At 54.8% G+C, this 14,253-nt stretch carries 11 protein-coding genes, 1 tRNA gene and 1 pseudogene; 5 read left to right on the top strand and 8 right to left on the bottom strand.

Annotation, left to right across the window (positions count from 1 at the left end; genetic code table 11):
• Positions 1 to 33 precede the first annotated feature (33 nt).
• From infA to C8N45_RS23215, 7 genes are all read right to left on the bottom strand, one after another.
• Positions 34 to 252 (bottom strand): translation initiation factor IF-1, encoded by a 219-nt coding sequence (gene infA, locus C8N45_RS09875; protein ID WP_007205486.1) that lies wholly within the window; start codon positions 250 to 252, stop codon positions 34 to 36.
• A 175-nt stretch (positions 253 to 427) separates the two neighbouring features.
• The gene (locus C8N45_RS09870; RefSeq protein WP_108386091.1) at positions 428 to 907 is read right to left on the bottom strand and encodes an arsenate-mycothiol transferase ArsC; all 480 of its coding nucleotides are present in this window, start codon (positions 905 to 907) and stop codon (positions 428 to 430) included.
• A 2-nt stretch (positions 908 to 909) separates the two neighbouring features.
• Positions 910 to 1,389, bottom strand: coding sequence for a UPF0262 family protein (locus C8N45_RS09865; RefSeq protein WP_108386090.1), 480 nt, complete (start codon positions 1,387 to 1,389; stop codon positions 910 to 912).
• Positions 1,386 to 2,696 (bottom strand): histidinol dehydrogenase, encoded by a 1,311-nt coding sequence (gene hisD, locus C8N45_RS09860; protein WP_108386089.1) that lies wholly within the window; start codon positions 2,694 to 2,696, stop codon positions 1,386 to 1,388. Before hisD ends, C8N45_RS09865 begins: the two co-directional genes overlap by 4 nt.
• A 137-nt stretch (positions 2,697 to 2,833) precedes the next feature.
• Positions 2,834 to 3,313, bottom strand: coding sequence for a DUF2948 family protein (locus tag C8N45_RS09855; RefSeq protein WP_108386088.1), 480 nt, complete (start codon positions 3,311 to 3,313; stop codon positions 2,834 to 2,836).
• A complete protein-coding gene (gene murA, locus C8N45_RS09850) occupies positions 3,310 to 4,575 on the bottom strand; it encodes a UDP-N-acetylglucosamine 1-carboxyvinyltransferase (protein ID WP_108386087.1) in 1,266 nt (421 codons plus the stop codon). The genes C8N45_RS09855 and murA overlap by 4 nt, the downstream gene beginning before the upstream one ends.
• Before the next feature lie 6 nt (positions 4,576 to 4,581).
• Entirely contained in the window at positions 4,582 to 4,743 is a 162-nt protein-coding gene (locus C8N45_RS23215; protein WP_168769446.1) for a hypothetical protein, read from the bottom strand.
• Between the two features lie 87 nt (positions 4,744 to 4,830).
• Between C8N45_RS23215 and C8N45_RS09845 the strand changes: the two genes are divergently transcribed.
• The 5 genes from C8N45_RS09845 (at position 4,831) to C8N45_RS09825 (ending at position 13,674) form a co-directional block, all read left to right on the top strand.
• A tRNA-Thr gene (locus tag C8N45_RS09845) sits at positions 4,831 to 4,905 on the top strand.
• Between the two features lie 83 nt (positions 4,906 to 4,988).
• Positions 4,989 to 6,518 (top strand): DUF6538 domain-containing protein, encoded by a 1,530-nt coding sequence (locus C8N45_RS09840; RefSeq protein WP_108386346.1) that lies wholly within the window; start codon positions 4,989 to 4,991, stop codon positions 6,516 to 6,518.
• Positions 6,519 to 6,692: 174 nt separating this feature from the next.
• Positions 6,693 to 8,996, top strand: coding sequence for a type I restriction-modification system subunit M (locus C8N45_RS09835; protein WP_108386345.1), 2,304 nt, complete (start codon positions 6,693 to 6,695; stop codon positions 8,994 to 8,996).
• Positions 8,996 to 10,420: a restriction endonuclease subunit S gene (locus tag C8N45_RS09830; protein WP_108386086.1), complete on the top strand. Its 1,425-nt coding sequence runs from the start codon at positions 8,996 to 8,998 to the stop codon at positions 10,418 to 10,420. Before C8N45_RS09835 ends, C8N45_RS09830 begins: the two co-directional genes overlap by 1 nt.
• Positions 10,417 to 13,674 (top strand): type I restriction endonuclease subunit R, encoded by a 3,258-nt coding sequence (locus tag C8N45_RS09825; RefSeq protein WP_211095464.1) that lies wholly within the window; start codon positions 10,417 to 10,419, stop codon positions 13,672 to 13,674. The genes C8N45_RS09830 and C8N45_RS09825 overlap by 4 nt, the downstream gene beginning before the upstream one ends.
• Positions 13,675 to 13,829: 155 nt before the next feature.
• Here the strand turns inward: C8N45_RS09825 and C8N45_RS09820 are convergent.
• Positions 13,830 to 14,162: pseudogene (locus C8N45_RS09820) on the bottom strand (recombinase family protein); the annotation flags it as partial.
• Positions 14,163 to 14,253 lie beyond the last annotated feature (91 nt).

Genomic DNA, 14,253 nt, shown 5'->3' with positions numbered 1-14,253 from the left:
GCAAACGCATGCTGCGCGATTCGCCGCTTCACATTATTTGAAACGGTAATTGATCCGACCCTTTGTCAGATCATAGGGGGTCATTTCGACTTGCACCTTGTCGCCAGCCAGAACACGGATACGGTTCTTGCGCATCTTGCCTGCCGTATGAGCGATGATTTCATGGCCGTTTTCCAACTCGACCCGAAATGTCGCATTTGGCAGCAGTTCCTTCACGACACCGGGGAATTCGAGCAGTTCTTCCTTGGCCATGTGGTCTCCTACGTTTTTCCGCGCAATTGTTTGCGCGTCGCCTAAATGCGCGTGCGCGCACAGAATATCAAGGGGTAAGACCGTATTCGGCCATCAAATGCGCCATCTTGTCACCTAAATGGGGGGCAGGCGCCTTTGGATAGGGGCAGAGGGCGCAATGGCGCAAACCGCCGCGCTACACGTCTTTCGCGCGCGCAGGTCCGAAACGATCTATCAGGCGCTGCATGATCTGGTCGCGCGCCTGCCGATAGGCGGTCAGACGCGCCTCGCGGGCATCGCCCAATCCGGTGGGGTCCAGAATGGGCCAATATTCGACCGTCAGATGATAAAACCGGGTCAGATCAAGCGCACGGCGCTGGCTGGCGGGTGAGAGAGCCAAAACCAGATCAAAGGACGACAGGTCATCGCCCCAATCCTCCATTTCATCAAAGGACCGCGACCGGTGGCGCGACAATTCAACGCCGATCTCGGCGCAGACAGCAATCGAAAACCCGTCGATTTCAAGGTCGTTCTTGACGCCGACAGACTGGATATAACATTCTGTGCCATAAAGCTTTTTCATGATCCCTTCGGCCATGGGCGACCGCACAGCATTATGGTCGCAGCAAAACAGGACCGATTGTGGAAGTGGCTCGTATTTGCTGCCGTCCGCCACGCTCAACCTCCGAAATGCAAAACGCAGATGAGGGTAAATAATCGGCGGGCGGTGTCGATATCAATATCCGCTTTCCCCTCAAGCCTTTCTTGCAGGATGCGCGCGCCTTCGTTGTGGATGCCGCGTCTGGCCATGTCGATGGTTTCGATCTGACTGGGGGGCAGCGTCTTGACCGCGTCAAAATAGCTTTCGCAGATCTGGAAATAATCTTTTACCACCTGCCGGAACGGACCCAAAGACAGGTGAAATTCGCCCGCAGGGCTTGAATCTTCCTGTCTGACATCAAAGACCAGCCGCTTTTCGCGAATGGACAAATGGAGTTCGAATGGGCCTGTCGGCACGTCTTTGTCGGCGCGGGCAGGCATGGCAAAGCTGTTGTCTTCCAGCAAATCAAACATCGCGACCTTGCGCTCTTGTTCGATTTCGGGCGTTGGCGGTGGCAGATTGCGGTCGTCAATCTCGATATGGACGATTCTGGTCATATATCCCCCATGTTCAGGCGATCCAATCTGGCACGGACCGACAGGCCATGCGCCTGCAGGCTTTCTGACTGTGCCAGACGTTCGGCCGCAGGGCCGATGGTGGCAAGGGCTGCGGGCGTCATGCGTGACAAGGTAGTGCGCTTGATGAAATCCATGACAGACAGGCCACTTGAAAAACGTGCCGACCGGGCGGTGGGCAACACATGGTTGGGGCCTCCAATGTAATCACCGATTGCCTCTGGTGTCCAACCGCCAATAAAGATGGCGCCAGCGTGGTGGATTTGCTGTGCGAGTGTTTCGGCGTCTGCGGTGCAAATCTCAAGATGTTCAGGTGCGATCCGGTCTGACAAGGCAACCGCCTGCGCCATATTTTCGACGGTGATGACAGCGCCAAAATCACGCCAGCTTGGGCCCGCGATATGGCGGCGCTCAAGCGTTTCAAGGCGCTCGTCAACGGCAGCGGTGACGGCCCGACCAAAATCCGCATCATCGGTGATCAAAAGCGACTGTGCGCTTTCATCATGTTCGGCCTGACTGAGCAGATCAAGCGCGATCCAGTCGGGGTCATTGTCCTTGTCCGCAATCACCAAAATCTCGGACGGACCCGCAATCATGTCGATGCCGACCTTGCCGAAAACACGGCGCTTGGCCGCTGCGACAAATGCATTCCCCGGTCCGGTAATCTTATCGACAGGCGCGATGGTCTGGGTGCCGTAAGCCAAGGCAGCAATCGCCTGGGCGCCACCTATACGGTAAATCTCATCCACGCCGGCAATTTGCGCGGCCAGAAGAACCAGCGGATTGGTCACGCCTTCGGGGGTGGGCACCACAATCGCCAGACGGGACACGCCTGCCACCTTCGCAGGAATGGCGTTCATCAACACCGACGATGGATAAGAGGCAAGACCACCGGGCACGTAAAGACCAGCGGCCGAAACCGGCGTCCAGCGCCAGCCAAGTTCCGCCCCGGTCTCATCGGTCCACATGGCATCATCAGGCAACTGGCGCGCGTGATAGGCACGAATGCGCGCAGCGGCCATTTCCAACGCGGCGCGGTCTTCATTACTGACCTTTGCACATTCCGCCGCAATCTCGGCCTGCGAAAAACGCAGCCTGTCCGGTTTCAGGTCCAGCTTGTCGAATTTGGCTGTCAATTCAATGACCGCTGCATCACCGCGCGCACGCACATCCGCAATAATATCCGCGACGACGTCATCAACATCGGGACTATCTTCGCGTTTTGCTCGCAGTAAAGCCGCAAAACGGGATTCGAAATCAACATCATCGGTCGCGAGGAATTGTGGCATCGGGTGACTCCTTATGTGCGGTGACATAGCGGGCGCACCATTTTTCATCAATGCCGGTGATCCGTCTTCTTATGGCCAAAAATATCCGCCGCGCGCAGCGCACCAAATATCAAGTGCGGCGCAGCCGCTCATTTTGATTAATCCGGGTGTGACGGGGCTTTCCCGGACGGCGCGACATAGGGCCGGGTGACGTCCTGCAAGATCACCTCCAGCGCTTCCACCTCTACGGCGACAACACCGTCGCCGGCCAAGGTCAGTTCCAGCCGACCCGCACCGTCCTGATCCGGGGCAAAGGCGATCGAAAGCAGCGAAAACACCATGTCCGGATCAGACTTGTCGACGCCTTGCGACTTCACCCCAACCACATCCTCAATGGCCAGAACAGCCTGCACCCGTTCAAAGGGGCGCTTGCGGGTCGCGGCTTTCGGGGCGTCCTCCCAGCGAAAGCGGTTCAGCAACAGGGCAAAGCGGCGCGCCTTTTGGTCCCAGCGCATTTCAGCAGCCGGAAAGACTGCATCCTGCACCAAGGCGGCAATGACCGTCAAATCCTCGGCGTCCAGCGCCTTCAGGCGCAGAGGTTTTTCAGCGCCCTCTTCAAATGTTGCATCCTGCGTCATCCGCTCACCCGCTCGATCTTGGCCCCGACGGCCCCCAGTTTTTCCTCGACATGCTCATAGCCGCGATCAAGGTGATAGACACGGTTCACAATGGTTTCACCTTCGGCTGCCAGTCCGGCAAGGATCAAAGACACCGACGCGCGCAGATCCGTGGCCATAACCGGGGCCCCTTTCAGGCGATCAACACCATGCACCGTGGCTGTGCCGCCCTGCACGTCAATATTGGCCCCCATCCGCACCAGTTCCGGCGCGTGCATGAAGCGATTCTCGAAGATTTTTTCTTCCAGAACTGATGTGCCCTCTGCGGTGCACAACATCGCCATCATCTGGGCCTGCAGATCTGTGGGGAACCCCGGAAAAACTTCGGTTGTGACATCAACGGCCTGCGCGCGGCCATTGCGGCGGCTGACTTTCAGGCCATCCGGTGTTTCGGACAGGTCGACACCGGCGTCATGTAGCTTGTCCGCAAAAGCGCCTACCAGATCGAGACGACCCCCCAGGCACTCGACTTCTCCGCCAGCGAAAACCGGGGCGAGCATATAGGTGCCCAATTCGATCCGGTCAGTCACAACGGCATGCGAGGCAGACCCCAGACGATCAACGCCGTCAATTGTGATTGTGCTTGTCCCTTCGCCATCAATCTGCGCGCCCATGCTGCGTAAACATTTGGCAAGGTCCACAATCTCGGGTTCGCGGGCGGCGTTTTCTATAACGGTCGTGCCTTTGGCCAATGTGGCGGCCATCATCACATTTTCGGTGGCGCCGACAGAGGCAATCGAAAAATGCACCTTCGCGCCCTTCAGGCCACCTTTTGCCGCGGCGTGCAGATAGCCATCCTTCAATTCGATCGTCGCACCCATTGCTTCAAGCGCGGACACATGCAAATCCATCGGGCGCGCCCCGATCGCGCACCCACCCGGTAGCGATACAACAGCCTTGTGGTGCCGGGCCAGCAGGGGCCCAAGCACAAGGTTCGACGCACGCATCTTGCGCACGATTTCATAGTCAGCAGTTGTTTCCTCTGCGGCATGGGCAGACAGAACCTGTACATTACCGCCTTTCAGGGCTGACACCTCAACTCCCAGCGACTGCAAAAGCTCTGTCATTGTCCTGATGTCGGACAGGCGGGGCACATTGGTCAGTGTGACAGGTTCTTCTGACAGCAATGTTGCGGGCATCAGCGTCAGGGCCGCGTTCTTGGCGCCCGCGATCTGAATTTTGCCACCAAGCGGGGTGCCACCTTTGACGATAATCGAATCCATGCGGGCCTACTCTTTCTCATTTTTGTTGGGCACAGTTTTGTCATTGTCAGTCGCACGGGCGCGCGCCTGCGCCTTGCGCTTGCCCATATTCGCCTTCAACGCCGCCTTCAGTCGCTCTTCGCGGGTCTTGGCCGTATTCTTGTTCTTGTGTGCTTGTCGCTCAGTCATGGGGCCTGTGTTAACGTGGAAGGCAAAAACCGTCCAGAGAGGGCTTGCACCAAACAGCAATTGCGTCTAATCCCCCGATCCACGGATGCTGTGGTAGCTCAGTGGCAGAGCACACCCTTGGTAAGGGTGAGGTCGAGAGTTCAATCCTCTCTCACAGCACCATCTTTTTCTGTTTGATTTCAAAAAGATGAGTGATACCAGTTAGTTGAGTGATGCTCGGTTCTACACCGAGGTCCTACACCGTCATGGTTTTGCAAATGTCCCGACCCCATAAGAATTCAAAGAGTGGCGTCTACTATTTCCGCCAGAAAACTCCAGCAGATGTCCGAAGAACATTCGGAAAGGCTGAGGTCATCCGATCTCTGCGGACAAAAAACGCTGAAGTAGCTAAAGAACGGCACGCCGAAGAGAGCCGCAAACAGGCTTTGGTCTGGCAGTCCCTGCGTGCCGCGCCTGCTACAATCCCTCATAAGCAACTGGTCGCTATCACGGGCGACTACTACCGCTCCTTGAACGAAATGGTAGAGGATGAACCCGGCGAGTCCTCACTATGGAAGTTGATGGCTGAAAAATTTGATGGCATCGAAGATCACCCCGAAAGCCTGTTAAAGTGGTTTGGTGAGGATGCTGATCGTTTGTTGTCTGAGCGGGGGCTGGCTGCAGATGCGAGGACTCGGCAGAGGCTTTGCGAAGAGCTGAGCAAGACTTGGCGGCAGTGGTATGACTTCCAGCTCGCTCGGTCAGAAGGCGACTACAGCCCCGACCCAAAGGCAGGCAGGTTTCCCGCAATGAAAGAGCCTAAGGGGCAACCTAAGGACGCTGTACAGGCCGTGAGCATGACCTCTCTGTTTGAGCTTTGGGAGCGTGACCACATCGCCAATGGTAAGCCGAAGAAAACGGCGGAAGACTTCCGACAGAAGATCAGCAACTTGAAGGCATTCTTGGGTCACGATGACGCTAAACGGGTGACAGGCGAAGATATTGTCAATTGGTGTGAACATCTACAACATGAAAAGAAGCTTTCAGCGAAGACTGTTCGAGACAAATATCTCGTTGCAGCGAAAGCGGTCTTCAACACTGGCACTGGCAAGAAGAGGCTACATGAAAACCCAGCAGACGGCGTAAAGGTAACTGTCCCAAAGAGACAAAAGTTACGGCCTTCGGGGTTTACCGACGCTGAGGCGAAGGCAATCTTAACAGCCACCCTGAGGGACCCAAAGACCCTCGGTGGGATGCGAGAGCATAACAAGTTAGCCATTCGGTGGGTGCCGTGGATATGCGCTTACAGTGGCGCGAGAGTTACTGAGATCACCCAGTTACGGCAAGAAGACCTTATTTCTATGGGTGAAATTCCTTGCATGCGTATCACGCCAGAAGCTGGTTCCGTCAAAAGTGGCAATTACCGCGTTGTTCCCCTTCACCCTCACTTGATTGAAATGGGCCTTCCCCAAGTTTTCTCTGAGTATCCGACGGGGCCACTCTTTTATTCACCAAAAACGCCCGGTGAAGTGGACGTTAAGCGCGCACAAAGCGTGGGTAAGAAAGTCGGTCAATGGGTGCGAGAGATCGCGGGCATAAAGGACGCTTTGGTACAGCCAAACCACGCTTGGCGGCACCGGTTCAAAACAATTGCACGCGATGCTGACATTTTGCCTGAATACGCGGATGCAATACAGGGTCACGAAGACGGGCGGGCATCCACCGACTACGGTGAAACGACGGTCAAAGCCCTGTGGCGGGAAATCCAGAAGTTACCCAGATACGAAATCGAATAGCTTGTCAGCTGACTGCTGGAAGTTCGCACGCCTCTCACGGGCAGCAAAAAGGCCTTGACGGGATGAAACCGATTTGGTGCTGAACCACTAATGGTTGCATGCGGCTGTACAAGAATTGGGCATCGACCTAGGATGACCCAAACAAGAAAATGTATTTATATATGGGCAGCAAACGTGTCTCAGTCGACGAACAATCTCGCATCTTATATCTGGTCACTGGCCGACCTGTTACGTGGCGACTTTAAGCAAAGTCAGTACGGTCGGATAATTCTGCCATTCACGCTACTTCGCCGCCTCGAATGCGTGCTGGAAGCGCACAAGGAAGACGTCCTTGCTGAAGCCGCCCGAATTGAAAACCTAGGGCTACCCGAAGAGGCAAAAGAAAAACTATTATTGCGGGCCTCGACGCTGTCATTCTTCAACACGTCAAAGATGGACCTGTCGTCACTCGGGGCCAGCGGCATCAAGGACAATCTTGAAAGCTACATCCAGAGCTTTTCTAGGGACGCCCGTGAAATCTTTGAGCATTTCAAGTTTGGCGAGTTCATTGCCCAGTTGAGTGACGCAAACTTGCTCTACAAGGCCGTACAGCAGGTCAAAGGGGCCGACCTGAGGCCTGAGGTGATTTCAAACCATGATATGGGGCTGGTGTTTGAGGAGCTCATCCGCCGCTTTGCAGAAGGCTCCAACGAGACTGCCGGTGAACACTTCACCCCACGCGACATCGTGGATTTGACCACCTCGCTTGTCTTCATGGAAGACGATGACGGGCTGACAAAAGACGGCATCATTCGGACCATCTACGACCCCACAGCGGGCACTGGGGGCTTTCTATCGGCTGGCATGGAATACGTGCTGCAACTGAACCCTGACGCCGTGATGCGTGCATATGGGCAGGAACTGAACCCAGAAAGCTACGCGATCTGCAAAGCTGACATGCTGATCAAGGGGCAGGACGTCACCAACATCAAACTCGGCAACACCCTGTCTCAGGACCAACTGGTCTCTGATCAGTTTGACTACATGCTGTCCAATCCGCCCTTTGGGGTAGACTGGAAGAAGATCGAAAAGGATATCAAGGACGAAAACACGATCAAGGGCTTCGACGGTCGCTTCGGTCCCGGCTTGCCCCGCGTCTCTGACGGGTCGTTGCTGTTTCTTATGCACCTGATCTCAAAGCTGCGGGATACCGACAAGGGCGGCGGGCGCATTGGGATTATCCTGAACGGGTCTCCTTTGTTCACCGGTGGGGCAGGGTCGGGCGAAAGCGAAATCCGACGTCATATCCTCGAAAGCGACCTGCTTGAGGCCATCGTCGCGCTACCCACAGACATGTTCTACAACACCGGCATTTCGACCTATGTCTGGGTGCTGACGAACAAGAAAGACCCGTCACGCAAGGGCAAGGTCCAACTGATTAACGGCACCGACCTTTATAGCAAGATGCGCAAATCGCTGGGGTCCAAACGCAAATGGATGGATGAAGGCGACATCGCAACAATAACGCGCTGCTTTGGTGCGTTCGAACCGGTCGAGGCCAAGACACTGGACAAACCCGTCGATGCCAAGAGCAATCGGGGCAGGCAGGCGGACACGCCAAAGGCCGAAACGCCCAAAACCTTTGCGGCGAAAATCTTTGCCACCCATGAATTTGGCTATCGTCGCCTGACGATTGAGCGACCTTTGCGCGAGAGCTATCAGTTCAGTGATGACCGTATCGCCAACCTGCGCTTTGCGCCCAGACCGCTGACCGCGCTGAGCGAATGGATTTACGACAGCTACGGCAAAGACTGGGATGAGGATGGCAGCGACTACGGTGTGTTGACCGCGCAAGAGGTTGAAATCCGCACCCATATCAAGGCAGAGTTCCCCGAGCTGAAAGAAAAACAGATCAAGGATGTGCTGGACCCGAAGACTTGGCGCGATCAATTGGCCATCTTGCAAACAGCGCGGGTACTACAGACTGAGATTGGGACTGACCAGCACGATGACATGAACGGCTTTGACAAGGTACTGAAGGCCACTGGTGTTGCGCTGGATGCCACGGCCAAGAAACAGATCACTGCTGCGGTCAGTTGGAAAAACCCCAAGGCTGAAAAGGTCATCAAGAAGGTCCATAAGAACACCGCCGCCAATCCCCTCTACGGGCTGTTTGCGGTGGATGGGCAGGTGATGGAATACAAACCGGATGGCGATCTGCGGGACAATGAGAACGTGCCGTTGGAACCGTCGCAGCCTGTCAATGCGCTGAATGAGACGTATTTCTTGGCAGAGGTCGCGCCCCATGTGCCGGACGCGTGGATTGACGCGGGCAAGGTCGATGCGATTGACGGCGGCATTGGCATCGTTGGCTATGAAATCCCGTTCAACCGGCATTTCTATACCTACACCCCGCCGCGCGATCTGGCCGAGATCGACGCCGAACTGGACGCCGTCAGCGCCGAGATCATGGCGCTGCTGCAAGAGGTGCATGTGTGATGGCAGGCGCAGGACAAGCGAAGTATCGGCCCTATCCTGCCTATAAACCCTCTGGCGTGGCGTGGTTGGGGGACATTCCTGAGGGGTGGGAAAGCAAACGTTTGAAGCACACCGTTCAGCAGTCACGCCAGATCACCTATGGTATCGTACAAGCAGGTCCAAATCTTGAAGTTGGCATTCCGTATATCCGCCCTGCTGACATGACAGACGAGAAGGGAATAAGAGATTTCTCAAGTCTGATGCATACTTCGCCTCAAATTGCCGCTGATTATGAGCGAAGCAAGATTCAAGGTGGTGACCTTGTATGCTCCATTGGTCCGAGTTTCGGAAAAGTAATGGTGGTTCCCGATACTCTAGGCGGTGCAAATTTAACTCAGGGCACTGCCCGTATTGCGATAGATACAGAAACTTCGGCCAGATTCATGTTTTGGGCACTTCGCTCACCGATCACATTTCAACAGTGGGAGAGCAGTGTTGGTGGCGCAACCTTTCGTGCATTGAACCTAGGACCACTTGCAGAAACACACCTTTCACTCCCCCCCCTCCCCGAACAAACCAAAATCGCGGCGTTTTTGGATTATGAGACGGCCAAGATTGATGGGTTGATTGCCAAGCAGCAGCGGTTGATTGCGCTTTTGGAGGAAAAGCGTCAAGCGGTGATCAGCCATGCGGTGACAAAGGGCCTCGACCCCACCGCCCCCTTGCGCCCCTCCGGCATCGAATGGCTCGGCGATGTACCTGCGCATTGGGAGGTGAAGCGCGTAAAGCAGGTTGCGGCCCTGAATCCGTCTAAAAGCGAACTCCAAAATTGGAGTGGCCAAACCAAGGTCACGTTCCTGCCGATGGAAGCGATTGGAGATCGTGGTGAGCTGAATACGAGTGCTGAACGGGAACTGAGAGAAGTTCGCAGCGGATACACCTATGTTCGGGAAAACGATGTTTGCATCGCAAAGATAACGCCTTGCTTTGAGAATGGTAAGGGTGCGGTCATGACTGGCCTGAAAAACTCGATTGCATTTGGAACAACAGAGCTTATTCCAATGCGTTGCTCAAGCAAGATTTTGCCCCATTTCCTATACTTTTTATTGGTATCAGCACCGTTCAATAAGACAGCAGAAGGTTCAATGTATGGAGCAGGGGGGCAAAAAAGGGTCGCTGACTTCTTTGTTGCGAACTATTATTTCTCCTTGCCATCGCGGAATGAGCAAACAGAAATTGTCGTGTTTATCAAAAAACAACTTGAACAGTTCTACCTGCTGGATACCAAAGCGCAATCCGCCATCGTCCTCCTCAAAGAACGCCGCACCGCCCTGATCTCTGCCGCTGTCACAGGCAAGATTGATCTGCGCGATTGGCATCCTCCCGAGGGGACCTCTGAAAGTTACCCCCAAGATATTGACCAGCCCGAGGAGGCCCTCGCGTGAGCATTTCCCACGGCGTGACCCAAGAAGTTATTTTTCAAAATGAGATGATTGCCCAGATGGTGGCCAGCGGTTGGCAGCTTGGCACGCCAGCAGGATATGACCGCAAACTGGCGCTTTATTCCGAAGACCTGATCGGCTTTGTCAAAGAGACCCAAGATGCTGCGTGGCAAAAGCACCGCAAGAATTATCCCAGCGACGCTGAGGCCAAGCTGTTGGCCCGTGTTGCCAGCCAGCTTGACAAGGCCGACCCCAATGCCACGGGCAAACAGTTGCGCACCTTTGGCACGCTGGGTGTGCTGCGCCACGGTGTCAAAGACCGCAACGCCAAGTTCAAACTGTGCCAGTTCAAGCCCGAACACGACCTGAACCCCGACACGCTGGCGCGCTATGAACAAAACCGCCTGCGCATCGTGCCAGAGCTGGTCTATAGCCCCTATGCCACTGACGCCCATATGGCCGAGACGGGCACGCAGGCCAAGAAATGGCGCATTGATCTGGTGTTGTTCGTGAACGGCCTGCCGGTGGTTACACTCGAGCTGAAATCAGAGTTTAAGCAATCCGTGCAAAACGCGATCAAACAATACAAGCGCACGCGCCTGCCCATCGACCCGGCAACCAAAAAGCCAGAGCCGCTGTTGACCTTCAAGCGCGGTGCCTTGGTGCATTTCGCAGCCAGCCAGTTCGAGGTCCACATGGCCACCCGTCTGGCAGGCAATGAGACGCTCTTTCTGCCCTTCAACAAAGGCACCAAGGAGGGCGGGGCAGGTAACGACGTGCCCGAGGATGAGAACAGCTACGCCACCAGCTATCTGTGGCAAGAGGTGCTTCAGCCTGATGCGCTGCTGAATATCTTGGCCCGGTTCATGCATTTGCAGATCGAGGAAAAGGAAGACTTTGAGGGCCGGAAGTCCAAGAAAGAAACGATGATCTTTCCCCGCTATCATCAATGGGATGTGGTCGGGAAACTGGTCGCGGCGGGCAGAGCCGAAGGACCGGGCAACAAGTATTTAATCCAGCACAGCGCCGGGTCAGGCAAGTCGAACTCAATCGCGTGGACGGCGCATCAACTCTCGTCGCTTTATGATGGCCCCAAGAAGGTATTCGATAGCGTCATCATCGTCACAGACCGCACCGTTCTCGATGATCAGCTGCAGGAAACGATTTACCAGTTCGAGCATGTGGACGGGGTCGTCGGGCGCATCAACCGTGAAGAGGGCGACGGGTCCAAATCTGAAAAGCTGGCCGCTGCTTTGGAGAGTTCGCAGCCTATCATCATTGTCACCATTCAGACCTTTCCCCACGTCCTCAAGGCCATTGAGAACAGCACCAGTCTGAAAGAGCGCAGTTATGCGATCATCGCGGATGAGGCGCACTCTTCCCAGACCGGTTCCACCGCTCGGCAGCTCAAAGAAGTGCTGATGATGGAAGGGCGCGACGATGACGCGGAGCTGAGTTCTGAGGATATTCTGGATGCTGCTGTGGCGGCAAGACGGGTGGCCACTAACCTGAGCTACTTTGCCTTCACTGCGACCCCAAAGACCAAGACGCTTGAGCTATTTGGCCGCGTTCTGAACCCTGATGAGCCACCTTCAACAACCAACCTGCCAGTGGCCTATCACGTTTATTCGATGCGGCAAGCGATTGAAGAGGGCTTCATCCTAGACGTGTTGCGCAACTACACGAGCTATAAGGTGGCCTATAATCTTGCCCTGAAGGCGAAGGAAGCGGACGCCGAGGTCGATAGCAAAAAGGCCAAGGTCAAGCTGAACCAATGGGTGCGGCTGCACGACTACAACATTTCCCAAAAGGTGCGCGTGATCGTTGAACACTTCAAGGACAACATAGCGGGCTTGTTAGGGGGGCAGGCGAAGGCGATGGTTGTCACCAGTTCCCGCAAAGAGGCTGTTCGCTACAAGCTGTCGTTTGATAAATACATCACCGAAATGGGCTATGATAAGGTGCATGCGATGGTGGCCTTTTCGGGTGAGGTCGAGTTTGGCACGGGCGACCCGAATACAGAGGGACTGCTTGAGGAGAAGTTCACAGAAGCCAGCATGAACCCGCGCCTTAAAGGTCGCGACATGCGCAAGGCATTTGATAGCGATGACTATCAGGTGATGATTGTTGCCAATAAGTTCCAGACAGGCTTCGACCAGCCCAAGCTTTGCGCGATGTACGTCGATAAGAAGCTGGCCGGTGTCGAATGCGTTCAGACCTTGTCTCGATTGAACCGGACCTATCCCGGCAAAGAAGTCAGCGGAACTTATGTGTTGGACTTCTTCAACGAGCCAGAGGAGGTGCTGGCCGCGTTTCAGGAATACTACCAGACTGCCGAGTTGATCGACGTGTCAAACCCTGACCTCGTTTTTGACTTGTCTGAAAAGCTTCGTGCGTTTGGTATCTTCACATGGTCAGAGGTGGAAAGGTTCTGCGAGGCCTTCTTGAAGCAGACAATGAGCAACGCTGCCGTTGCCAATATCTGCAAGCCAGCAGTTGATCGCTGGACGTCGCGCTACCGGTCAGCAATTGAAGCCTACAAGTCCGCCATCGACATGTTTGAGAGAGCCAAGAAGAGCGGTGATGCTGTCCTGATAGCAAATACGGATGACACCCTGAAGGAATGCAAAACGGAGAAAGACGCGCTTGAACTTTTCAAGAAGGACCTCGGGACATTTGTTCGGTTCTACGAGTTCATTTCTCAAATCGTTGACTACGACGATAAGGAACTCGAGAAACTGAGCCTCTACGCGCGGCAATTGGGTCCACTTCTGCGAGAAGCAAACATTGATGAAGATGAACTGGACCTAGGTGATGTAGCGCTGAGCCATTATCGCCTGTCAAAGATCAAGCAGCAAAACCTTAGGCTTGCCTCTGACGCTGCCGAGGGTCTTCAGCCGGGGAGCGGCTTGGGGAGTGGTAAAGCAAGGGACAAGCAGGAAGAGTTCCTCTCCCAGATCATCGAACGCCTCAACGAGATATTCGCGGGCGATGGCCTGACCGAAGATGACATGATCAACTATGCACGGACGATCAAAGACAAAGTTCAGGAGAATCAAAAGGTGGTCACTCAGATCGCAAACAATACGCGTGAACAAGCCCTTTTGGGGGACTTTCCAAAGGCGGTTGAGGATGCGATCTTAAATAGCAACGAAGCTCAACAAAAACAGATGCTGAAGCTTCTTTCAATGTCGGACAAGTTCACTGATTTCATCAATACGATCTACGACATGATGCAAAACGATGCCGAGCACTGAATCTGCAAAGAAAAAACAGATATACATCCTAGGACAAACGCCTGAGCTTGTTATATCGCCCAGATTGGACAGCACGTGTCCCCGCTTCTGCGCGGGTCCGGTAGGCTTGACCGCCGACACCCTTGGATATGGCTGCAAGGGATTGGCCTGAGACCCTACGAAGGCCGGACTTCATTGAGAATGCGATAGACCGATGCTCTGCCAATGTTGAGTTGTTTGGCTATCTCAGTAGCTCCAGCTCCTCCGCCATGCATCTTCAAGACGTCCTCAGCTTTGGCCTTCGCAGTCGGTTTGCGGCCCTTGTACTTCCCTTCAGCTTTGGCTTTAGCAATCCCTTCACGCTGCCGCTCAAGCATTATTTCCCGCTCGAACTGCGCAACGCTGCCAAGGATATTCAGCATCAAGCGACCATTCGGAGTGCTGGTATCTATAGCCATATCGAGAATGCGAAGGGATGCGCCCTTGGCCTCTATGGTCTTAAGTATGTCTGACGTCAGCGCCTATGGGTCCAAATAGCTGTATTTGCTAAGGGAGGGTTTGTTGCTCATCGTAGCCACTGAGGAGTGGACGATGAGAAAG

It is taken from the genome of Yoonia sediminilitoris (assembly GCF_003058085.1).
GTDB lineage: Bacteria > Pseudomonadota > Alphaproteobacteria > Rhodobacterales > Rhodobacteraceae > Yoonia > Yoonia sediminilitoris.
The sequence above is the reverse complement of the archived record's forward strand: the minus strand, read 5'-3'. Positions and strand labels throughout refer to the sequence as shown.